This is a genomic window from Vibrio sp. 2033, from assembly GCF_033339735.1.
This window is the reverse complement of record NZ_JAWOVC010000002.1, coordinates 443,589-465,750: the sequence shown is the minus strand read 5'-3', so window position 1 is coordinate 465,750 and position 22,162 is coordinate 443,589. Positions and strand designations below refer to the sequence as shown.

The window sequence follows — 22,162 nt, the reverse complement described above, 5'->3', positions numbered from 1 at the left end:
TCGATGTCGTCTGTTGCCAACATGCGCTCTCGTTGGAGCGCTTGTATGCCTGAATGGTTTACGCGTTTTTTGTCGCGCTTCCTGTCTCTCGGGGTAGTGGTTGTGCTGGTGGGTTTGATGCCGGATATTGCCGGTATCGATCCAAGCCAATCAATCCTCCGTGCCCGTGCGGGGGCTCAACAATTGCTGACGGCAGAAGCTCTGCAAGCAATTCGAGAAGATCTTCAACTTGACCGCAGCGCTGCTGAGCGACTGTGGGATTGGTTGACGCTTGCCATGCAAGGTGACTTAGGTGTCTCTTGGGTGAGTGGCGCATCCGTAATGGAGAGCGTTCAACAAACCGCAAAAACGTCGCTATTACTGATGGTTACAGCGTTAGGTATGGCATTTGTAATGTGCATGGCGAGCGTGCTTTACACTGTGCGTCGTTGGCAACAGAATCGTTTAGACAAACATCATGACACGCTCAGTTCGGTGTTGGTTTCATTGCCTGAGTACGTGATTGCTTCATTGCTAATCATGGTGTTTTCCATTTGGTTGGGCTGGTTCCCGCCTTATGGTTGGCAAGGCGTGCAAAACCTCTGGCTACCAAGTTTGGCAATGGCATTGCCTGCTGCTGGCTTGTTCGGTCGCTTGCTCAATGACAGCCTCAAGCGTGTATTAGATGAACCTTGGGTGATCACTTGGCTATCGGCGAACGTCAGTCAGTTTCAAATATTACGCTTTGCCTTGTGGCGTGCTGTTAGTAACTTGATTCCTCAAATCGCAATGACGGTGATTGGTTTAACCGGCGGTGCGGTTGCTGTGGAGCAAGTGTTTTCCATTCCGGGTATCGGACGATTGATCTTAGGCGCGGCGAAGTCACAAGATCTGCCGATGCTGCAAGGTGGTTTGTTAGTGTTGCTGGTGTTCTCGATGTTGATCAGCAGTGCGAGCATCTTATTGCAACGCTGGTTACTCGGGCACAGTGTCACGAGTGGCAAGTTGATCAGCAGTCACAGTACGTTCCGTTTTACCCAAAGCACCACCAAACGTATTGTCAGTGCGACAATCTTTGCCTTGCTGATTGGTTGTGCGGGATGGGCCTTAATGCGCGATCCTTACACCATCCAATTTACCCGCCTTGAATCGCCAAGCTTAGCAGCACCGTTTGGTGCCGATGCGGTCGGGCGAGATCTGCTTGCTCGTGTTGGCGGCGGTATGATGTCGACAATCAAAATGGGCATCATCGCAACGTTCCTAAGTTTGGTGATTGGTTTGTTGCTCGGCTTCGTGACTCGTTATAGCCAAGGCTTAATTGAGATCACCAAAGGTGTGCCATACATTGTGGCGGGTCTGCTGATTGCTGGTCTAACGGGGATGAACCCAAACAGTGCCTTGATTGCGATTGTTATGGTGTCATGGGCACCATTAGCGGCGCACTGTGCAAGTTTGTTGATGGAAGCCAAAGCGCAGCCTTACACGCATCTTGCGCCCATTTGGGGAACCAGTCAGTGGCGAGTACTCCGTTACTACTTGTTGCCTTATGTGCTGCCGCCATTGATTCGTCATGCGTTTCTGCGTTTGCCTTACATTACGCTCAGCCTGACTTCTCTGAGTTTTATCGGACTTGGCGTTAAGCCGCCAGAACCTGAGTGGGGCTTATTGATTGCTGAAAACTTGCCTTACATAGAGCGCTCACCATTGGGTGTCTTACTGCCAATCTCAGGCTTGGTTTTGATGGCAATTGCGGTGAATTTGATTTTTGATGACAAGTGACGAGCAGCGATAAAGCGAAGTGAGCTTCCATATCCAGATGTAATCAGTAATTTGGTAATTTAGAAAACAAAAGGATGTGTTTTCTGCCAGAAAGTACACAGCACGGTCTATGTATATTGGAAGCACCTATAAATTAACGAGTATAAAAGTTACGCGAACTCAGATGTTTAGGTAGTGTTACTCTTTATACACACGTAATCCTTTATCCGTTAACTCTTGAGTGACCACTTCGGATAGGTTTCGATCGGTAATAATTCCGTCCAATTGCTCGATGTCTAATGCATGAAAGCTCGCTATCTGACCGTATTTAGTTGAGTCTGAGATCAGATAATTGGTTTGTGCCGCCTTGATGATTGCTTTTTTAACGAGAACTTTATTTTCATTAGGTGTTGATAAGCCTTTCAAGCTCCAAGATGAAGTCGAAATAAAGGCGATATCAATATTTAGCCCATTCAAGAACTCTGCGACTTTTCCTCCAATGGTGGATTGGTTCTCGCGGTCAATTTTTCCCCCTGTGTGGTAAAGCTCACATTCACTGTGCGTCATAAGGAAAGCAGCAATAGAGAAGTCATTGGTGATCACTAAAAGATCATTACGATTTGCTATTTGATGGGCGATTTCTAGAGAGGTTGTTCCCGCATCCAAGTAAATCGTAGCGTCTTGACCAATTAACGTAGCCGCCAGCTTACCAATTTGAATTTTTTCATCCGCTTGTTGCTCGACCTTCGCATCATGGGAAAGTTCGGAATGTAGAGCTTGAGCGAGTTGCACTCCACCAGAAACAGAAACGACTTTACCTGAGGATTCAAGCTTCACGATATCACGACGAATGGTCATATGTGATACGCCAAGGTGGTCGGTTAAATCTGAAATGCTTAACACTTCTTGATGTGATAACAGGGATAATATGGTTCTTTGACGTTCTGCTGGGATCATAGTTTCACTTCTATATTCTTGTTTTTCAGTATCCTACCAATCTTTTCATTTGTTGTGAATATCTGTGAATTATGTTCTCAACGTTGTAAGAACAGCCTTCGCTTGTGTTAACTGCTCGGATTATCTCTGCCCATAAAGAGGTATATATCACGATATTGTTAATTTGTGTGAAAAAATGTGATTCAAAGCGAGGTCTTAGTATTAATCTTCACATATAATCACATCAACCAAACAAGAATTAACAAAGTTTAATAGACCAGAAGGCATTGTTTTTATGAGTGAAGTTCAATCTGTAGGTGTTATCGGTTTAGGCTCTATGGGAATGGGCGCCGCAAAGTCATGTGTGCGTGCAGGCCTAGATGTCTATGGTTTCGATTTAAATTCTCAAGCGCTTGAAGAGTTAGGTTCATTCGGTGCAAAAGCTGTTTCTACAAATGCAGTTGAGTTTGCAGATAAGCTTGATTCGGTTCTAGTTCTTGTTGTGAACGCAGCTCAAGTTAACACGGTCTTGTTCAAAACCGGTCTTGCTACAGCGCTTAAGCCGAATACGCCAGTAATGGTTTCAGCAACCATCTCAGCAGAAGACGCAAAACAAATTGAAGCGAAATTGGCAGAACACAACCTTGTGATGCTTGATGCACCGGTATCTGGTGGTGCTGCAAAAGCAGAATTAGGTGAGATGACTATTATGGCGTCGGGAGCGCAAAGCACATTTGATGCACTTGAACCAGTACTCAACGCAACGGCAGCTAAAGTCTACAACATCGGTGAAGCGATTGGCCTAGGCGCAACTGTGAAGATTATCCACCAATTGCTAGCAGGTGTTCATATCGCAGCTGGTGCTGAAGCAATGGCATTAGCGGCACGTGCAAACATTCCTCTTGACCTGATGTACGACGTGGTGACGAATGCAGCGGGTAACTCTTGGATGTTTGAGAACCGCATGAAGCATGTAGTTGATGGTGACTACTCCCCTAAATCTATGGTCGACATCTTTGTGAAAGATTTAAACCTCGTATCGGACACAGCAAAAGATCTCAAATTTCCACTTCCTCTATCAAGCACAGCACTAAACATGTTTTTGAGTGCAAGCAATGCTGGTTTTGGGCAGGAGGACGACAGTGCCGTTATCAAGATTTTTGATGGTATTGAGCTTCCAGGTGTAGAAAACAAACAGAAATAAGCGCACGTAAAACGGAGAAAAAATGATGTTATTAGGCGTTATCGCAGACGACTTTACTGGCGCAACAGACATCGCAGGTTTTCTTGTAGAAAACGGCATGCGCACAGTTCAGCTTAACGGTATTCCAAAAGAAGAGATTGATGTAAACGCAGATGCGGTCGTGATCAGTCTTAAATCTCGCTCTTGTCCTGTAGATGAGGCAATCGAGGATTCAGTAGCAGCGCTTAAGTGGCTGCAAGCAAATGGCTGTCAGCAGTTTTACTTCAAGTACTGCTCAACGTTTGACAGCACAGCAGAAGGTAACATTGGTCCTGTAACGGATGCACTGCTTGCAGAGCTAGGTGAAGCGTTCACCATTGTATGCCCATCATTACCAGTGAATGGTCGCACAGTTTACAACGGCCATCTATTTGTATTCCAAGACTTGCTAAGCGACTCAGGTATGCGTAATCACCCTGTGACCCCAATGACTGATTCAAGCCTAGTTCGTATGATGGATGCTCAATCTCAAGGCAAATCTGGCCTGGTGAACTTCCAAATAATTGAACAAGGTCCAAAAGCGGTAATTGAGCGCTTTGAAGAGCTAAAAGTACAAGGCAACCGCTATGCAGTGGTTGATGCATTCAATGCAGAGCATCTTGTCACACTTGGCCAAGCGGCGAAGTCTCTAAAACTGGTAACTGGTGGTTCTGGTTTGGCTGCGGGTATTGCTAAGAACTGGATAGAGAACCTTGAAGATCAAAGTGATGCGAAGCAAGGGGGGAACCCTAAAAAGGCACCAACCGTTGTGTTATCTGGATCTTGTTCTGTCATGACCAACCAACAGGTCGCTGTTTACAAAGAAAAAGCGCCACACTTTGCTATTGATGTGAAGGCGTGTCTGACGGAAGAAGATTACTCAAATCAAGTGTTTGATTGGGTCATGACCAACATCGAAAGCGAGTTCGCACCACTGGTTTACGCAACCGCAGATGCAGCGGCGTTAAAAGCGATTCAACAAGAGTTTGGCGCGCATGCTTCAAGTCACGCGGTTGAACAATTCTTTAGCCAACTTGCAATCAAACTTCAGCAGCACGGTGTGAAAAATTTCATCGTTGCGGGTGGGGAAACCTCAGGGGTTGTAACCCAAAGCCTAGCCGTAAAAGGTTTTCATATCGGTCCTCAAATCGCACCAGGTGTACCTTGGGTGAAGTCACTTGAAGGCGAGCTTTCTTTGGCTCTGAAATCGGGCAACTTCGGCGATGAACACTTCTTTGCCAAAGCACAGTCGTTTTTTGAATAGGTGAGGTTGTGATGAATAAAGAATTGATGACAGAACAACAACTGCGAGAGCAAATGGTCACTATGGCGCGCTCTATGTTTGAACGTGGCTATGCGACTGGCGGCGCTGGCAACCTTTCTCTAAAACTGCCTAATGGACACTTTCTGGCAACGCCAACTGGTTCTTCGTTCGGCCGCTTGATTGCTGAAGAGCTTTCGGTTGTGGATATTGATGGCAACCATATCTCTGGTGAAAAGCCATCAAAAGAAGTGGCTTTTCATCTGGCGATTTATCGAAATAACTCAAAGTGTAATGCGATTGTGCATCTACATTCTACTTACTTGACGGCGCTTTCTTGTCTTGAAGGTTTAGATCGCGAGAATGCCATCAAAGCTTTCACACCTTACTTTGTAATGCGCATTGGCGAACTGCCAGTGATTCCGTACCTGCGCCCGGGCGACCCTCAGATTGCTGAAGAACTTGCGCAGCGGGCAAGTGACTACCGAGCTTTCCTCCTGGCGAACCATGGTCCAGTGATCACGGGTACGGACTTTGAAGATGCAGTGGATAACGCAGAAGAGCTAGAAGAGACAGCGAAGCTAGCGTTCATTCTTAAAGACAGCAACATCCGCTACTTAACGGATACTGAGATTCAAGACCTAAAAGGGAGAGGTAAGTAATGGCTAAATTCGCGGCAAATCTGACAATGTTATTCACAGAAGTTCCTTTTCTAGATCGTTTCGAAAAAGCACACCAAGCGGGCTTCAAAGCGGTGGAATACCTTTTCCCATACGCATTCGAAGCGCAAAAACTAGCAAGCAAGATACAGCAGTTTGGTTTTGAGCAAGCGTTATTCAACATGCCTCCAGGTGATTGGGATGCAGGTGAACGAGGTTTTGCAGCTATTCCGGGGCGTGAGGATGAATTTAAAACGAGCGTCGAGACTGCTCTGATGTACGCCAAGGCACTGAACTGTAAAAAGGTTCACGCTATGTCTGGCATTGTTGATTCTCGCTTCACTCGTGATCAGCATATTGAAACCTTTATCTCAAACATTCGTTATGCAGCGGATAAGTTTGCCGAACATGGTGTTGAGCTGATGATTGAGCCACTCAACAATCGCGATGTACCGAACTACTTTGTTGCACATCAACGTGAAGCGGTGGAACTCATCAAACAAGTGGCTCGTCCAAACGTGAAATTGCAGCTCGATCTCTATCACGCACAAATTATGGACGGTGATCTGAGTACGTTGATTCGCGATGTGGCGCCATACACAGGCCATATTCAAATTGCTTCTGTGCCTGAAAGGCACGAACCATCGGAAGGCGAACTGAATTACCCACACCTATTCAATGTTTTGGATGACTCTGGTTACCAAGGCTGGATCGGTTGTGAATACAACCCAAGGCATAGCACGCAGCTGGGCCTTAGTTGGGTTAAACCATACCTATAACAATTTTAATTTCTATCCATAAATAACTTGAAACCAATTACAAAAACAAAGGGTCGTGACTATGAATATTATCATAACTGGAGGGGCGGGTTTTCTCGGAACCCTACTTGCCAAATCACTACTAAAAGAAAACAAAGCTGAAAGTATTACTATTGTCGACATTCAAAAGTCGCGCTTAGAGGGCATTGATGACCGAGTCGTTTCTTTAGTCATGGATATGACAAAGCGAGAAAATATAGACCAAGTTATTACTGCCGAAACGACACACATTTTTCATTTAGCGGCAATTGTATCGAGCCATGCTGAGCAAGATTTTGATTTAGGCGTAGCTGTAAATCTGACGACCACACAGTTATTGCTTGAGCGTTGCCGTAAAGTAAACCCTAATATTCGTTTTACGTTTGCTTCATCTTTAGCTGTATTTGGTGGTGATCTTCCGGAAACGATTACACCAATAACAGCACTTCATCCTCAGTCATCCTACGGGACGCAAAAAGCTATAGGTGAGTTATTGGTGAACGACTATGCCCGTAAAGGCTTTGTTAAAGCTGTATCCGTACGTTTACCGACTATTTGTATTCGCCCTGGGAAACCAAACCTTGCCGCTAGCTCTTTCGTAAGCGGAATTATTCGTGAGCCTTTGAATGCTCAAGAATCAAATTGTCCTGTAGACCCTACGCTAAAACTTTGGATATCGAGCCCGTCTAGAGTGGTGGACAATATTCAATATGCAGGGCTAATGCCTTATGAGCAGTTAAATAATCTGTCCTATAGAACGCTTAATTTACCTGGTATTCAAACTACACCAGCTGAGATGATTCAAACAATGGACACTCTAATGGGTAAACAACTTTCTAATTATATTACCTATGAGCATGATGCGGGTATTGATCGTATTGTGAGTAGTTGGCCACAAAAAATTGATTGTACTAAAGAACTGGAGCTTGGATTTAAAGCAGACAGTAATTTCAAGGATGTATTACAACAATTTATTTCTGTTAACAATATGGAGATTGTCTAATGTTACCAACCTCAGTAATTGGACTAATAGTAGCCGTATCAGTCCTTGTTTTTCTTGTATTACGTACAAAAGTACATGTGTTAATTGCGATGTTAATTGCGGCATGTATCGCAGGTATTATTGGTGGGTTAAGTGTTGACGACACGATTGCGACCGTTAGCAAAGGATTTGGTGGAACATTAGGCGGTATAGGGATTGTCATCGGTCTCGGCGTTATGATGGGGGCTATTTTAGAGGCTTCTGGAGCAGGAGAAAGTATTGCCTATAATTTTATAAAGTGGTTAGGAAAAAAGAAAGAAGAGGCCGCTCTTGCTGTAACTGGCTATATTGTTAGCATCCCAATCTTTGTGGATAGCGCGCTTATCATTCTTTATCCAATAGCGAAGTCTTTGTCAAAAACGTCCAATCGCTCGATTTTAACGCTTACGGTTGCTCTGGCGGGCGGCTTGGTCGTAGCGCATCACGCTATTCCGCCGACTCCAGGGCCTTTGGGAGTTGCTGGTATCTTTGGTGTCGATCTTGCCAGCATGTTAGGTTTTGGTTTGATGATCGCAGCGCCTTGTGTCATGGGTATTGTTTGGTATGCAAGATGGTTAGAAAAGCAGTTTCCTGAATTCATTCCAACCGAACATTTCTCGAAGTCTAGTGAGCAACTGATTAATGATCACAAAGAGTACATTGCAAGTAAAGAAGCGAAAGACCTACCATCTTTAAGTAAATCTATCGCTCCAATTATTATCCCAATTTTACTTATACTTGCGAAATCAGTGATGGGTTTATTAGAGGGGACTTTCGGTTTCGAAGGGCTGACTGCAACAACATTTGGTCAATTTATCGCTTTTATCGGCAGCCCTACTATTGCACTATCAATAGCGACGTTATTAGCGGTTTACACATTGGGTAATAACCTTACCAAAGAAGAAGCGAATGAAAAGATGGAACAAGGAATCTCCACTTGTGGCATCATTTTGCTAGTAACAGGAGCTGGTGGCGCGTTAGGTGCCGTATTGCGTGAAACGGGTGCGGGCGCAGAGATTGCTAACCAAGTTGCAGGGCTTCCTATTTCTGCGGTTATGATTCCATTTATTATTGCGACGTTAGTTCGTATTATTCAGGGCTCTGGTACAGTCTCCATGATAACCGCTGCTTCTATATCTGCCCCAGTTTTAGTAAATATTCCTGACGTTAATCTTTTATTCGCAGCGACGGCAGCTACGATGGGATCTCTATTTGCTGGCTACTTTAATGACTCGTTATTCCATATTGTTAATCGACTAATGGGGGTGACCGAGGTTAAGAAACAACTCATTATTTGGACTATTCCAACAACAATTGCTTGGGCTATTGGTGGTTCATTAGTCATGATTCTTAACTTATTCTTCGGATCTCATGGTTCAATCTTTGATCCCGTGTTACCACTTGCTGTACTTTTGGGGTGTGTTGCATTTACAAAATCTTACAGCGCTAAGCACGTCGAATTACAAGAGGTATAAAGGTTTACTTGTACTCTTCCATAAAGTAAAAACCTATCACAACATGTATTTTTATCAGATGGTTTAGAGATTGTTAATAATATGAACGGCCCTATGTTTGGGCCGTTTTAGTTCTTATAAATAAACTATTTAACTTGAACCGATATAGGTTCCATTTTCAACTTAATCAATATGAAATGGAATTGTTATTTCCCGCTTAGTAAGCGATTACCTATAAAGGATCTATTCGAGTTTAACTCTAGTGATTTTACTCTAGCGAAGTAGGGTTACTTTATATAAGAGTCCAGTACTTTTAATACGACTTCCATATCTTTTTCACGTTGAGTTTTGTCTTCCTCAAGTACGACGTGTTCAAGTAAGTGACCTTTAATTACTTCTCGCATCAAACCATTTACTGCTCCCCGAATAGCGGCAATCTGCTGCAACACATCTTGGCATTCATGCTCTTCTTCCAGCATTTTTTTAAGTCCATTCACCTGACCCTGTATTTTACTGACTCGAGTGTTGAGCTTCTTTTGATCTCTGGTTGTATGCGACATGTCTTATCTTCTTTACGTTACGGGCCGAGTTATTCTAACTGATAATGTAGCACTCAATTTATACTGGGGGGTAGTATTTAATACTAGGGGGGAGTATAGTTTGCGATAAATTAGAATCAACAACATAGAACAACAATGGATTTTGTCGCGTTACTACAACAAGGTAATGGGTGGTTCTTTATTCCCAGTGCCATTTTGCTTGGCGCCTTGCACGGTTTAGAACCTGGGCACTCTAAAACGATGATGGCGGCGTTCATTGTCGCGGTGAAAGGAACGGTCAAACAAGCCGTGATGCTGGGTTTAGCTGCCACACTTTCTCACACTGCAATTGTATGGTTAATCGCTGTTGGCGGGATGTATGTTAGCCAGAAATTCACCGCTGAAGCGGCTGAACCATGGATGCAACTTATCTCTGGGGTCATTATCGTGACAACCGGCGTATGGATGTTTTGGCGGACATGGAGCGATGAGCGAGCTTGGAACAAAGCTCAGGATCATGCTCGCGATTGGACGACGCAAGTTGTGGATACAGGACATGGGCATGTTTCGCTTTCGATTACAGAGGAAGGGGAGCATCACCGTTTCCAGTTGCGAACACTCAGCGGTAAACCTTTAACTGCTGAAGGTATCAAGGTTTCGGTAGCGAGTGATGGTTATCAACCTGCTGATATTTATCACTTTATAGAGCGTGATGGATACTTGGAATCGGCGTCTTGCATTGAAGTCTCTAATGGACTTTCTGTCACTTTGATCATCGGGCACCATGATCATACCCATGACTTTGATGTACATTTCCGTCCTGGTTCTCATTTAGAAAGCGAAGATAAGGAATATCAAGATGCTCACGAACGCGATCACGCTTTAGACATTCAAAAACGCTTTGAGAATCGAGACGTGACGAATGGGCAAATTCTGCTGTTTGGATTAACGGGCGGTTTGATTCCATGCCCTGCTGCGGTAACGGTTTTGCTTATCTGTTTGCAGCTTAAGGCAATGACTCTTGGTGCGACTTTAGTTGTGTCATTCAGTATTGGCTTAGCCTTGACTCTGGTTGCTGTTGGCGTTGTGGCAGCAGTGGGCGTGCAAAAAGCGACATCTAAATGGAGCGGTTTGAATGATGTTGCACGTCGAGCTCCTTACTTATCGGGCGTCTTGATCAGTGCAGTTGGTTTGTACATGGGTATGCATGGATACATATCGCTGACGAGTTAAACTCTGTGGTAAAGATTCTTTTCCTTTCTTTTTTATGGGCAATGGCTTAATGCCTTGGTTTGCCTATTTTGCTGCCGATTCTTTATTGAGAATCACTCGATCTGACATCGCTGCCATATCTACAAACCAAGTCATTCTCGCTTCACCAAGCATCTCGGATTACAACCGCTGCGATTGTGGCTCTAATATCTGAATCTGAGATACTAAATGATAAAACGGGAGCACTGACCACAGCGCTCCCGACGGCAAAACGCTAATTAGAACTCTTTTCTTTAATGTTCGATACCAATTTGGTCGCATAGTTAAATTTAACTATGCAAACGTTTCCTTTTGCGTACTCGTCCCTTCGCCAAACCTCGTAGAAATGTGACGTTTTGAAGACTTTTTTTCCTTCTGTCTAAAGTAATCGGGAACCAAGCAGATACATAGTTATAAAGTTATGTCTTGCTCTGCCAAACAGACCCAAAATGCAGTTTGGTTGGTTTTGGAGAAGAAAGGCTTAGCGCTCGATTAATGAGCATCAATTGAATTGTATTGAGACAATTATAATGAAAAGAATCATCTTATTAGCAGTCTGCGCCATGTTTGGTATTGCTGTCGTGGCGAGTATGGCATCAACGTACCTAATTTCGAGTCAGAAAATCGATGACATCATCTTAAACAAATCCCAAGTTCAAGCTGAGTTTCTAGCGGGAAATGCGAGTTATATTTTGGAGAACTCAGCCAATCCAATGCAAGATTTACAATCGCTTGTTGAGGGGCTGAAACAACGTTCAGACGTGAGTTATGCCGTTGTAATTGACCGTAACGTAACGGCAGTAGCCCACAGTGATAAGCACAAGCTGAACAAAACCTATAACGATGAATATACTGTTGAAGGCGCGACGAGAGGTGTTCAACAGTACTCAAAGTGGTATGCCGATGTCCAGAAAGTATGGGTGTTTGACATCATGGCACCAATTTATGTGGATGGTCAGTTATACGGTACTTTTGATATCGGTATTCCTATTACCGAAGTGAGCCAAGCGACGAATGGAATTATTACTTACCAGTTGATCTCTATGGTGGCGATCTTCGTTATGTGTGTTTTGATTCTGTCACTTCTGCTAAATAAACTGATGAGACCGCTTTCTGCGCTTAAAGACGCTCTACAAGACATCTCAAAAGGAGACGGAGACTTAACCGTTCGTTTGCCAGCGAAAGGTAATGACGAAGTCGCGCAAATTTCTTCTGCTTTCAACGTTTTTGTTGGGAAAGTACATGAGATTATTACACAAGTTGTAAATACTGGTGTGGAGCTTAATAGTTCAGCTGTCGCTTTGCGTGGGCAATCTCAACAAGCGCTCACAAGAGGGCAAGAGCAGAACGAGCAAACCATGCTGGTTGTCACATCCATGAACGAAATGATTGCGACGGTCAATGAAATTGCCTCCAATGCTGCCGGAGCGGCAAATGCTGCGAGTGCAGCAAGTAATGAAGCGCAAGATGGCTACACGACGCTAGAAAGAACCAAAACGGCGATGACTAATCTTGAAAACGAGATGAACAGCACTTCCAACATTATCGTGAGTCTTGCTGAAAATACTCAGTCGATTGGTAGTATTCTAGAGGTGATTAGAGGTATTTCGGAGCAAACCAATCTATTGGCTCTCAATGCGGCTATCGAAGCGGCACGCGCTGGTGATGCCGGCCGAGGTTTTGCAGTAGTCGCTGATGAAGTTCGCAACCTAGCGACTAAAACGGCTCATTCTACCGATGAAATTGACAATATGATTCACCAGCTACAAACTGAAGCTCAAAGTGCGGTGAATTCAATGAGTAATAGTAAGACTCTTATTGAAGAAGGAACGGCAGAAACTGAGTTAGCTCGACAGGCTTTAGAAGCAATAGCTGCACAAGTGACGACTATTTCAGATATCAATACTCAAGTAGCAACCGCAACAGAACAGCAATCAACGGTAGCAAACGAAATTAATATGAACATGGATACCGTCAGCCACTCAGTGAAAAGTGCGCTAACAGCGAGTGAGCAACTAGAAGAATCAAGTCAACAACTCGCGGAGCTATCGCGAACACTCGATCGTCACGTAGGAGCGTTTAGAATCTAAACGCCAACTGACCCTCTTTAATAAAAGCCAGTAAATGTTAATTGCTGGCTTTTTTATTTGAGAAATCGAGTCTCAAATCGCTTAGCGGTGTTTGTCCTTTCTAGACGATAAAACAGAATACGATAAATTAGTTGAGTAAAGCTTAGCTAGGCGTTAAGTTTTGCGTTTTGCTTTAAATGTTCAACAAACATAGATATTTTCTTAGCTACATGTTTTCTTGACGAGTAAAAGGCGTAAAGCACTAAATCCTCAGGTTCGTACTCTAGAGTGACGATTTCTAGCTCACCATTTTTGATCTCATTTTGGCATGACTCAATTGGCAATATTGCGTATCCAAGCCCTAATAACGCGCCATATCTGGCGAGATGACCGCTGTTTACTTTGAATGAAGATTGCACAGTTTGAGTAATATGGCCCCCAACAGGGTTTCTGAATACCCATGGTGCACCATTTACTGCGGTAAGCGTCGTGATGCAGGGAACATGACTTAGATCCGTAATTTTGTAAGGGGTGGCGTATTTCTCAATTAGTTGAGGCGCGGCTAAAATGGCACTGGGCCAGCGTTTTATCTCTCTCGCCACCCAGTTACTGTCTGACAAAGTCCCTCTATGAAAACTCAAAATGACATCAAAGCTGTCAATAACATCATCTTTAGGGTTTAGCGTTGTATCGCAAGACAAAGAGATTGACGGGTATTGCGTGCAAAAGGTGACAACCGCTTTGGCCAGTACAGGTGTGTCTGGCATAAGAATTCGCAGTTCCCCTGTTACCGTGTGCGAGTGGCGCGTTACCGTTTCTAGTGCGGCGTTGAGTTGCTCCAATAACGGACGAGTGCTGCTATAGAGCTCTTCTCCAGCCTCGGTAGGCGTCATTCGCCTTGTTGTTCTATTGAACAACCTAATGTTTAACTTTTCTTCAAGCAGGGCAATGTGTCGGCTGATATTTGATGTTGGTATATTCAAACACTCAGCGGCTCGCTTAAAGCTGTTGTTCTCATAAACACAGTGAAAACTTTTTAACCAGATTTGGTCAACGTTATCAAACATTTCATTATCCCACTTTATTGGATTATCAAGCCAGCATATCGCACTTTATCCCTGTACTAAGTTACATACAATTTTATTTACAAGTTTAAGCGAACAAACAACGAGATATCGCGCTAGAACGTAATCAATAGTGGTGAATTTATGAGCTGGTTAGAACGGTTATTTGAGAATAAAAATATAATAGGTTCGCGCAAAGCGTCTATCCCTGAGGGCGTTTGGACAAAGTGTCCTGAGTGTGAACAAATACTTTATCGTGCCGCGTTAAAAGAAAATTTGGAAGTATGCCCTAAATGCTCATATCACATGAGAATGGCTGCGCGTCAAAGGTTGATCTCTTTTCTGGACCATGGAACACAACAAGAGTTGGCAAGTGAGTTGGAGCCACAAGATATTTTGGGTTTTAAAGACTTAAAGCGATATAAAGAGCGAATTGCTTTAGCACAGAAAACGACTGGAGAAAAAGATGCGTTGGTGGTGATGGAGGGCAAGTTATTGGGGCTGCCTGTTGTTGCGTGTGCATTCGAATTCTCTTTCATGGCAGGCTCGATGGGCGCAGTGGTTGGCGAGAAGTTTGTCCGAGCAGTTGAAAGCGCAATTAATACAAAATCTGGGTTAGTATGTTTTTCCGCTTGCGGAGGGGCGCGCATGCAAGAGTCTTTGGTGGCACTCATGCAAATGTCAAAAACCAGCGCCGCGTTAAACCACTTATCTGAGCACAGATTACCCTATATCTCAGTATTGACGGACCAAACTTATGGTGGCGTCTCGGCGAGTTTAGCCATGTTAGGAGACATCAATATTGGTGAACCTAAAGCAAGTATTGGCTTTGCGGGAAGACGTGTCATTGAGCAAACGGTACGTGAAAAGTTACCAGACGAGTTTCAGCGAAGTGAATTTTTACTAGCGCATGGTGCGCTAGATATGATTGTCGATAGACGTGAAATGCGCGATCGCGTTGGCCGCTTATTGGCTAAGTTAACCAACGCGAGGGTGGTCTCAGAATAGGTTGTATTAAAGTTAGACTTAGTACTTGCGTTTATTGAGCCGTAATCATTACAAACCGTTCATTTTGCCCCCATCTTGGTTCCGCATTCATTAGGCTGAGATCCAACGCCGTTTGGTATGGGTCAACAGCAAAATGGTCGCTTACTAACCCCCAGAGCATCCAGTTGATTGCGGTTTCATTCTCGGTAAGCTCTTCGAGTGGCGCTTGGAGGAAAAAGTACTCATCTTCGCCATCGTAACCGAGCCGATCATAGATAATGTTGCGTAGCTCTCGATCCAAATCATGTTGGAGGTTGATTGAGTCGTACAGTTGCTCTTCTGTTGGGCCATTCTCATGGTGATAAACATTGCGTTTTGACTCTTTGCGTAAAGTACCAGCGCCAGTTTCAATGCTTACTTTCTTTTGCGAGTGTTGCTCAAGAACTTGAATGATTTCATCCTCTAGTTGATCGAGTTTACTCAGCAAAACTTGATTGTTTATGTCACCAGCGTGGGAGGCCATCGTTTGGAAGGCTTTCACTCTCTCGTAGACTGCTTTCCCGTGAGGAAGGGCCGCAAAACACTGTTCTCGGAGCGCTTCATTGGCTTGCCAAATGCCCGAGTAGAGCTCGTAATCATGTGTATATGGTGGAAGATCTTCAGTATCTTCCCCTAATAATTCTCGCCAGCGCTTTTGCCACTGTTCTTCTTTTGCGTGTTTTACACGCGCGTATTGCTTAACCCAGCGGTTACGAAGTTTTACCCCAAAAATGGCAAGTCCCCATGGAGCGAGCAAATAAAAATAATAGTGAGAAGAGTTATCCCAAAAGTAACCGTAAACGTAAACACCAAAAGCAAGCACCCAAGTTCCAATAGTACAAGCAATAACCCCGGACATTATTGATGATTGGCGCTTTGTTTCTCTTAATGTATTACCTTCAGCACATAACCAAAAAATGCCGCCAAAAACAAAGGCAAACGTTGTCATGAAGTAGGCAATCCCCGCTCCCAAAAATCCCCAAAGTGACATGTATTATCCCTAGCCAAATATCTGCTTTATTCACTCATCAATGACTGGAGGAGTAAATGTGTTTGATTTGGCGGAGAATTTACCATTAATGCCAGCCTTTTGATATGCACTCGATGACTTATTGGGAATGAGTCACAAATAAAAATAGATGGTATCAAGCATCAAAATTTAATTTAGAACCTTTGATTGTCGTGAACTCTATCTGGAAGAGTTAAGGGGGGCGTTTAAGGTCAATTTTCCTCATAAAGTCGTTATTTAGAAAAAGGTAAATTAATGTTTTTATTGATAATTGTGAGTTTTTGGGGAGTGGGATTGCTCCCATTTAATTAGAGTAAAAGACCTATTTTTGGGAGCGGTTTCATAAATTTTATGACACTGATTTCACTGTTTGAGCTGTAAAGAATATAAATCCCCACTCAATGTATGTTAATAATCAATGAGTGTTGTTATGTCTCATATCCGTTTTTTCCCGCGCCATCGTTTGGCGCTTGCTTGTATGCTAGCGAGTGTGTCTGGCTTCTCTTTTGCACAAAATCAGTGTGCTGTTGCTGATTTACAACAATCGCGAGATCTGGCTACTGCCGTTTCTGGTGCTGAGTATGATTGCTACCACGCTTGGTTTTCAGCACCTTCAGAAACGCTGAATGATATCTATAGTGAAGCGAGCCTAAGCCGTATCCAAGTCGCGCTGGATCAAGAAATCGCTCGCTATCGTGGTGAAGCAGATCAAGCCCGTGTTCTAGAGAACCTAGGCGAATTTGTTCGAGCGGCCTACTACGTTCGCTACAACGCTGGTACTGGTACACCTGAGTTTTCGCAAGCGTTGAGTCAGCGTTTTGCTCAGTCGACGAACCTATTCCTAAACAACCCTCATGCTTTGGATCAGGGTCGTGAACAAGTTGGTGCAATGAAGAGCCTGACTTTGATGGTTGATAACGTTAAGCAGTTGCCGCTGACCATGGATAGCATGATGGCCGCGTTGATGCACTTTAATCGTGAAACCGCGCAGGACACGCAATGGGTCGATGGTTTGAACAACTTGTTCCGCTCTATGGCAGGCCATGCGGCGAACGATGCGTTCTACCGATACATGGCAAACAATACACACCATATTGATACGTTGGTGAAATTTGCATCTGATAATGCTTGGGCATTAGATACGGATGCAAGCTTTATCGTTTTCAATGCATTACGTGAAACTGGTCGTTTGCTCGCGAGCCCAGATCAGGAGACCAAACGCAAAGCATTGGCAGTAATGCAACAGGTGATGCAGCGTTATCCACTGGGTAGTGAGCATGACAAACTATGGCTTGCTGCCGTTGAAATGATGAGCTACTACGCACCAGAAGGCCTAAATGGTCTGAATATTGAGCAAGCCAAGCAAGATTTAGCTGCACGTGTAATGCCAAATCGTTTTGAATGTCAGGGACCTGCCATTATTCGCTCTGAAGATCTGACCGATGCTCAAGCAGCGAAAGCGTGTGAAGTGCTAGCGGCAAAAGAAGCCGACTTCCATCGAGTTGCGAATACGGGTAATCAACCTGTCGCTGATGATTTGAATGATCGTGTTGAAGTGGCGGTATTCGCGAGTAACGCTAGTTACGTTGATTACTCTTCATTTCTATTTGGTAATACCACGGACAACGGTGGTCAGTACCTAGAAGGTGACCCTTCAAAAGCGAACAATACTGCGCGTTTCGTCGCTTATCGCTACGCGAATGGTGAAGATCTCTCTATCTTGAACCTAGAACATGAATACACGCACTATTTAGATGCACGATTTAACCAATACGGTTCGTTCAGCGATAACTTGGCTCATGGTCATATTGTTTGGTGGCTAGAAGGTTTTGCTGAATACATGCATTACAAGCAAGGTTACCAAGCTGCGATTGAGCTGATTGCAGATGGTAAACTGAGCCTTTCCACTGTGTTTGATACCACGTACTCTCACGATACCAATCGTATCTATCGTTGGGGTTATCTAGCTGTTCGATTCATGTTAGAAAATCATCCACAAGACGTCGAAAGCTTGTTGGCATTGTCGCGCTCTGGCCAGTTCGAACAATGGGCACAGCAGGTGACGTCTTTAGGTCAACAATACGATGCTGAGTTTGAACGTTGGTTGGACACATTAAAAGTGGAACCTGAGCAACCTGATACAGACCCAGAAGAGCCAACAGAACCAACAAGCCCTGAAGCACAAGTGACTGAATTGACGGCGAACCAAAGCCTTCAGCTCAGTGGCGAAGCATACAGCGAAAAACTGTTCTACGTTGATGTTCCAGCCAACACCGTTAACTTCAATGTATCTATTGAGGGTGCGGGTGATGCGGATCTTTACATGAGCTACAACAAAGTCGCGCATTACTATGATTTCGAAATGAGTCAATATGCTGATGGCAGCAATGAAGAGATTGTGTTTGAACCAGAGCAAGATGGTTACGTTAAAGCGGGTCGTTACTACATCAGCTTAACTGGACGTGATAGCTATGACTCAGTGAATCTTGTGGCTGCGTTAGAAGTGGAAGCGCAAACACCGCCAACCCAAGTGCAAGATGATTTAGCACCTGTGGTATTAGAGTCTGGTGAAGCCAAAATGCTTACCGTTCACAAGCAGCGTTATGCAGCAGTTTATGTGCCTGAAGGTGTTGAAGAGGTTCGTGTATGGCTAACGGCTCACTCTCAAACTGGTAATGTCGATCTATACGCGAGTAGGGAGCATTGGCCTACAGTAGAGCAGCACGAGTATGCGTCCAACTATGCAGGCAGCAATGAATACCTTGCGATTCCTGTTACTGAAGCAGGGTACGTGCACTTCGCTCTTCAGGCTCCAGAGCAAGGCGATGACGTTGAAATGCTAGTGCACTTCAACTAAACAGGTTCGATTAACTAAAGTCGAGATAAAACGTCGCTGATACAGCGACGTTTTTGTTTATATCGGACACGATTATAAACAAACAGCGGCGAATGCTAGTTAATCGGCTGATCTATCGAGTTATCAGTTGCCCTTTTTCTAAACGGCTTTAGGTTTGTATTGCAATTTACCGCGCACATAAACTTTTTTAGCGACGCGTTCTGTGACCTAGCTTCTGATTTGTGCTTCCCAAATGGATACAATATATATGCACCCCGTGCAATAAAGTGAAAAGGGAAAGACATGAAAACGCTTATTTATGAAACGTTGATTAGCCTTGCTAACCAAGAACCAGAACAACATGCAAGAATCCGACAAAATCTCTATGAACAGTTGGATCTGCCGTTCGATAAGCAGCTGGCTTTGTATTCTTGTGCCCTTGGTCCTGCAAGTTCAGGCAAGTTGGAGAGCAGTCAAGGCATTAACAACGCGGTAGATTGCGCGGTTAAACTGCTTGAAACTCCTGAGCGCTAATTCACTCGTTGTTTTAATCACGGCCCGAACCCCAAGGGCCGTTTTTAATTGCGGTTAAATTGATTTCAACGTCGTTATTACTCTGCTCTTTCCGCTAGCACTTCTTTGAATGCAAACATGCCGTTTAATGCCGCGGGAAAACCTGCGTAGACGGACATCTGCAAAATGATCTCTTTAATCTCATCCTCGCTACAGCCTACATTCAGCGCTGCATTTAAGTGCACTTTTAGTTGCGGCGCGCAATTCCCCATTGCCGTTAGCGCGGCGACGGTTGCGATTTCTCTCGATTTTAGGTCTAAGCCCGGGCGAGCATAAATATCGCCAAACGGATACTCAATGGTGTACTGAGCTAAATCTGGACAAATATCTTGTAAGGTTTCGATGACATTATGACCAGCGTCGCCATCAATTTGAGAGAGTAGTTCTAATCCTTTGTTAAAGCGTGATTGTTCCATCGGTATGTTCCTAGTGAATAAACGTAAACACACCTTAATCGTTAGAGTTAACTCTAAGTCAACGAACTTTTCCGCTTTTATACAAGGCAATTTTTTCTTCTAGAGCCGATAAGTGCTTTTTCTGTTGCTCAATGTGGCGTTTGAGGTTTTCTTGGTGTTGTTCTAACAGGGCTTGACGTTGTGGTACAGATTGAGAGCCGACTTCCCTTAATTTGGCATACTCTAGAATCTCTTCAAGTGGCATTGCAGTTTCTTTTAAACGCTTAACAAAGCTTATCCAGTTTAGATCTTTCGAACTATACATTCGATGTCCACTCGCGTTTCTATGGACATGTTTAAGTAAACCGATTTTTTCATAGTATCGAAGTGTATGAGCAGATAGCCCGACGAGGTCAGAAAATTCTTTGATATTCATTATTATCCTCCAAGGTAGAGCATACCCCATAGAGATAAGCTAAGTTTCGCATTTTGAAGTCATTTCGGGACAGATACAAACAGAAATCTTTAGTCTTTTAACGCTAGGTATGGTGATTTACTGGATTTTTGAAACGCGCCAAACGTGATCCATCTGCCAGTTTCGTTTTATTAACAATTGATTACTCAACGGGTTGGCTTGGCTATTTTTATCCTTTGGGCCTATTTTAGGGCGTACATAGGTCTTATGTTCTATCTTTTTAAATTTAAGTTTTTGTTAATCAAAACAATACCTTAGTTTTGTGTTGGTCTGTTCGGGTTGTATGTCGTGTGCCCGTTATTCACTCAGAACGATTTATCGCTGTGCAATGGATGAGTCGCTACGCCTTCGATTTCAGCCTTGAGTTAGTGCTAAAAGGGTGAGTGCCTCTGATGAATAGCTTTTATAATTTCGATTATTGAATTCACTCACAAAAAAATGCAAACAAGTAATCGTGAGTGGAAACGAGCAGGAGAACAACATGAGTGGCTCACAGGAAACACAATCATTCGGTGCAAACGTTATCTTACATGCGTTTGATTGGAAGTATGCTGACATTGCCCAACGAGCAAAAGAAATCCGCGAGCTTGGTTATGGCTCTGTGTTGGTTTCGCCACCAATGAAAAGCGCACACGATGAGCGCTGGTGGCAGCGTTATCAACCACAAGATTATCGTGTTATCGATAATGCTTTGGGTGATACCAAAGATTTTATTCATATGGTTCGTGAACTGGAGCAAGTTGGTGTGTGGGTTTATGCCGACGTAGTGTTTAACCATATGGCAAATGAGGCCCACCTTCGCAGAGACCTTCAGTACCCAAGACAAGAGGTCTTGGAGGAATACCAGAACAACAAACAGAAATATCAGTCGCTAGCGTTGTTTGGCGATCTATCTCAACCACTTTTTGATGAAGAGGACTTTGTTGAAGCATTCGGCATCAAAGACTGGAAAGATAAGTGGCAGGTTCAAAACGGACGTATCACAGGTGGACCAACCGATCCTGGCTTGCCAACTCTTCGTGTTTGTGACCATGTCGTTGAGCAGCAGCGAGCGTACCTAAAGGCGCTGAAAGCTATTGGTGTGAAAGGTTTTCGTATTGACGCTGCGAAACACATGACGTTAGAGCATCTTAAGCGTGTTTGGACAGACGACATCACGCGGGATGTGCATATATTTGGTGAAATTATTACCGATGGCGGTGCGACGGAAGAAGAGTATCAGCTGTTTCTTGAGCCGTATCTACAGGAAACTCGCCTAGGTGCGTACGATTTCCCTTTGTTCTCAACCATGTTTAAGGCGTTTGCTAAAAAGGGCAGCTTCAAGTCTCTGATTGATCCCTATTGTTTTGGTCAGGCTTTGTCCCCCGGTCGTGCGATTACATTTGCTATCACACATGATATTCCTAACAATGATGTCTTTCTTGATCTCATCATGGACGAGGAAAACGAATGGTTAGCTTATGCCTATATTCTAGGCCGAGATGGCGGTGTGCCGTTGATTTATACCGACTTAAACACCAGCGGTATTAAAGGTAAAAATGGTCAGCCAAGGTGGCAAGGTGCATGGAGCGACCCGAGAATGGCAAAAATGATCCAGTTCCATAATATGACGCATGGCGAGCCGATGAGTGTTCTTGAAGGTAACGATGACATGCTCGTACTTAAGCGAGGTGACAAAGGTATTGTGGTGCTTAATAAATCACAGCGTCAACAGTCTTTGACATTAAAAACGGATGGCAATTGGGTTGATTTGATGACAGAACAAATCATTCCAACTGACGGTAAGTTAATCGTACCATCTAAGTCGTCGATGTTACTTGTCGCGAACTAGAAGATGT

19 protein-coding genes are annotated in these 22,162 nt (G+C 44.0%); 13 read left to right on the top strand and 6 right to left on the bottom strand.

Translation table 11 applies throughout. The features are described 5' to 3' along the window. The first annotated feature begins 3 nt into the window (after positions 1-3). Positions 4-1,758 carry an ABC transporter permease subunit gene (locus tag R7P74_RS05305; RefSeq protein WP_374043581.1) on the top strand — a complete coding sequence of 585 codons (1,755 nt, stop codon included), beginning with the start codon at positions 4-6 and terminating at the stop codon, positions 1,756-1,758. 177 nt (positions 1,759-1,935) lie between these two features. Here the strand turns inward: R7P74_RS05305 and R7P74_RS05300 are convergent, their stop codons facing one another. Continuing rightward, on the bottom strand, positions 1,936-2,694 hold the full coding sequence (locus R7P74_RS05300; RefSeq protein ID WP_005375354.1) for a DeoR/GlpR family DNA-binding transcription regulator: 759 nt from the start codon (positions 2,692-2,694) through the stop codon (positions 1,936-1,938). A gap of 274 nt (positions 2,695-2,968) precedes the next feature. On the opposite strand from R7P74_RS05300, the gene ltnD reads away from it, so the two are divergent. The 6 genes from ltnD to R7P74_RS05270 all read left to right on the top strand — a co-directional run bounded on the left by ltnD (position 2,969) and on the right by R7P74_RS05270 (position 9,108). Further along, positions 2,969-3,877, top strand: a complete 909-nt coding sequence (ltnD, locus tag R7P74_RS05295) for an L-threonate dehydrogenase (protein ID WP_005375356.1) — start codon at positions 2,969-2,971, stop codon at positions 3,875-3,877. Positions 3,878-3,902: 25 nt separating this feature from the next. Next, complete coding sequence (gene otnK / locus R7P74_RS05290) at positions 3,903-5,159, top strand: 3-oxo-tetronate kinase (RefSeq protein ID WP_213969429.1); 1,257 nt, start codon at positions 3,903-3,905, stop codon at positions 5,157-5,159. Between the two features lie 11 nt (positions 5,160-5,170). Further along, on the top strand, positions 5,171-5,818 hold the full coding sequence (gene otnC / locus R7P74_RS05285; RefSeq protein ID WP_005385078.1) for a 3-oxo-tetronate 4-phosphate decarboxylase: 648 nt from the start codon (positions 5,171-5,173) through the stop codon (positions 5,816-5,818). Beyond that, positions 5,818-6,594 (top strand): 2-oxo-tetronate isomerase, encoded by a 777-nt coding sequence (gene otnI, locus R7P74_RS05280; protein WP_130545818.1) that lies wholly within the window; start codon positions 5,818-5,820, stop codon positions 6,592-6,594. Before otnC ends, otnI begins: the two co-directional genes overlap by 1 nt. 61 nt (positions 6,595-6,655) lie before the next feature. Then, positions 6,656-7,615, top strand: a complete 960-nt coding sequence (gene denD / locus R7P74_RS05275; RefSeq protein ID WP_017635260.1) for a D-erythronate dehydrogenase — start codon at positions 6,656-6,658, stop codon at positions 7,613-7,615. Then, entirely contained in the window at positions 7,615-9,108 is a 1,494-nt protein-coding gene (locus tag R7P74_RS05270) for a GntP family permease (protein ID WP_005375369.1), read from the top strand. Before denD ends, R7P74_RS05270 begins: the two co-directional genes overlap by 1 nt. A 266-nt stretch (positions 9,109-9,374) precedes the next feature. Here R7P74_RS05270 and rcnR read toward each other — a convergent pair whose 3' ends face one another. Continuing rightward, the gene (rcnR, locus tag R7P74_RS05265) at positions 9,375-9,647 is read right to left on the bottom strand and encodes a Ni(II)/Co(II)-binding transcriptional repressor RcnR (protein WP_005375370.1); all 273 of its coding nucleotides are present in this window, start codon (positions 9,645-9,647) and stop codon (positions 9,375-9,377) included. 135 nt (positions 9,648-9,782) lie between these two features. Here rcnR and R7P74_RS05260 point away from each other — a divergent pair, with 135 nt between their 5' ends. After that, positions 9,783-10,859: a nickel/cobalt efflux protein RcnA gene (locus tag R7P74_RS05260; protein WP_225473242.1), complete on the top strand. Its 1,077-nt coding sequence runs from the start codon at positions 9,783-9,785 to the stop codon at positions 10,857-10,859. Between the two features lie 548 nt (positions 10,860-11,407). Then, positions 11,408-12,967, top strand: coding sequence for a methyl-accepting chemotaxis protein (locus R7P74_RS05255; RefSeq protein ID WP_017635256.1), 1,560 nt, complete (start codon positions 11,408-11,410; stop codon positions 12,965-12,967). A gap of 146 nt (positions 12,968-13,113) precedes the next feature. Here R7P74_RS05255 and R7P74_RS05250 read toward each other — a convergent pair whose 3' ends face one another. Further along, positions 13,114-14,013, bottom strand: a complete 900-nt coding sequence (locus R7P74_RS05250) for a LysR family transcriptional regulator (protein WP_005375376.1) — start codon at positions 14,011-14,013, stop codon at positions 13,114-13,116. A 141-nt stretch (positions 14,014-14,154) separates the two neighbouring features. On the opposite strand from R7P74_RS05250, the gene accD reads away from it, so the two are divergent. Beyond that, on the top strand, positions 14,155-15,018 hold the full coding sequence (gene accD / locus R7P74_RS05245; protein WP_017821534.1) for an acetyl-CoA carboxylase, carboxyltransferase subunit beta: 864 nt from the start codon (positions 14,155-14,157) through the stop codon (positions 15,016-15,018). Positions 15,019-15,049: 31 nt separating this feature from the next. Here accD and R7P74_RS05240 read toward each other — a convergent pair whose 3' ends face one another. Continuing rightward, entirely contained in the window at positions 15,050-16,027 is a 978-nt protein-coding gene (locus tag R7P74_RS05240) for a hypothetical protein (protein ID WP_318122725.1), read from the bottom strand. Positions 16,028-16,475: 448 nt separating this feature from the next. Between R7P74_RS05240 and R7P74_RS05235 the strand changes: the two genes are divergently transcribed. Both R7P74_RS05235 and R7P74_RS05230 read left to right on the top strand, forming a co-directional pair. Then, the gene (locus R7P74_RS05235) at positions 16,476-18,902 is read left to right on the top strand and encodes a M9 family metallopeptidase (RefSeq protein ID WP_225473245.1); all 2,427 of its coding nucleotides are present in this window, start codon (positions 16,476-16,478) and stop codon (positions 18,900-18,902) included. Positions 18,903-19,184: 282 nt separating this feature from the next. Next, positions 19,185-19,415, top strand: a complete 231-nt coding sequence (locus R7P74_RS05230; protein ID WP_005375384.1) for a PAS factor family protein — start codon at positions 19,185-19,187, stop codon at positions 19,413-19,415. 77 nt (positions 19,416-19,492) lie between these two features. Here the strand turns inward: R7P74_RS05230 and R7P74_RS05225 are convergent, their stop codons facing one another. Together R7P74_RS05225 and R7P74_RS05220 are read right to left on the bottom strand one after the other, a co-directional pair. Beyond that, positions 19,493-19,870: a carboxymuconolactone decarboxylase family protein gene (locus R7P74_RS05225; protein WP_005375385.1), complete on the bottom strand. Its 378-nt coding sequence runs from the start codon at positions 19,868-19,870 to the stop codon at positions 19,493-19,495. A 58-nt stretch (positions 19,871-19,928) separates the two neighbouring features. Further along, complete coding sequence (locus R7P74_RS05220) at positions 19,929-20,285, bottom strand: MerR family transcriptional regulator (RefSeq protein ID WP_005375386.1); 357 nt, start codon at positions 20,283-20,285, stop codon at positions 19,929-19,931. 520 nt (positions 20,286-20,805) lie between these two features. On the opposite strand from R7P74_RS05220, the gene R7P74_RS05215 reads away from it, so the two are divergent. Beyond that, positions 20,806-22,155 (top strand): alpha-amylase family protein, encoded by a 1,350-nt coding sequence (locus tag R7P74_RS05215; RefSeq protein ID WP_005385092.1) that lies wholly within the window; start codon positions 20,806-20,808, stop codon positions 22,153-22,155. The last annotated feature ends 7 nt before the right edge of the window (positions 22,156-22,162 follow it).

Coding starts and splice junctions, on each gene's coding strand:
- R7P74_RS05225 (WP_005375385.1), bottom strand. CDS start 19,870: ATGGAACAATCACGCTTTAACAAAGGATTAGAACTACTCTCTCAAATT.
- R7P74_RS05300 (WP_005375354.1), bottom strand. CDS start 2,694: ATGATCCCAGCAGAACGTCAAAGAACCATATTATCCCTGTTATCACAT.
- R7P74_RS05255 (WP_017635256.1), top strand. CDS start 11,408: ATGAAAAGAATCATCTTATTAGCAGTCTGCGCCATGTTTGGTATTGCT.
- accD (WP_017821534.1), top strand. CDS start 14,155: ATGAGCTGGTTAGAACGGTTATTTGAGAATAAAAATATAATAGGTTCG.
- denD (WP_017635260.1), top strand. CDS start 6,656: ATGAATATTATCATAACTGGAGGGGCGGGTTTTCTCGGAACCCTACTT.
- R7P74_RS05215 (WP_005385092.1), top strand. CDS start 20,806: ATGAGTGGCTCACAGGAAACACAATCATTCGGTGCAAACGTTATCTTA.
- R7P74_RS05220 (WP_005375386.1), bottom strand. CDS start 20,285: ATGAATATCAAAGAATTTTCTGACCTCGTCGGGCTATCTGCTCATACA.
- R7P74_RS05305 (WP_374043581.1), top strand. CDS start 4: ATGTCGTCTGTTGCCAACATGCGCTCTCGTTGGAGCGCTTGTATGCCT.
- otnK (WP_213969429.1), top strand. CDS start 3,903: ATGTTATTAGGCGTTATCGCAGACGACTTTACTGGCGCAACAGACATC.
- R7P74_RS05250 (WP_005375376.1), bottom strand. CDS start 14,013: ATGTTTGATAACGTTGACCAAATCTGGTTAAAAAGTTTTCACTGTGTT.
- R7P74_RS05260 (WP_225473242.1), top strand. CDS start 9,783: ATGGATTTTGTCGCGTTACTACAACAAGGTAATGGGTGGTTCTTTATT.
- R7P74_RS05235 (WP_225473245.1), top strand. CDS start 16,476: ATGTCTCATATCCGTTTTTTCCCGCGCCATCGTTTGGCGCTTGCTTGT.
- otnI (WP_130545818.1), top strand. CDS start 5,818: ATGGCTAAATTCGCGGCAAATCTGACAATGTTATTCACAGAAGTTCCT.
- R7P74_RS05270 (WP_005375369.1), top strand. CDS start 7,615: ATGTTACCAACCTCAGTAATTGGACTAATAGTAGCCGTATCAGTCCTT.
- rcnR (WP_005375370.1), bottom strand. CDS start 9,647: ATGTCGCATACAACCAGAGATCAAAAGAAGCTCAACACTCGAGTCAGT.
- otnC (WP_005385078.1), top strand. CDS start 5,171: ATGAATAAAGAATTGATGACAGAACAACAACTGCGAGAGCAAATGGTC.
- R7P74_RS05230 (WP_005375384.1), top strand. CDS start 19,185: ATGAAAACGCTTATTTATGAAACGTTGATTAGCCTTGCTAACCAAGAA.
- R7P74_RS05240 (WP_318122725.1), bottom strand. CDS start 16,027: ATGTCACTTTGGGGATTTTTGGGAGCGGGGATTGCCTACTTCATGACA.
- ltnD (WP_005375356.1), top strand. CDS start 2,969: ATGAGTGAAGTTCAATCTGTAGGTGTTATCGGTTTAGGCTCTATGGGA.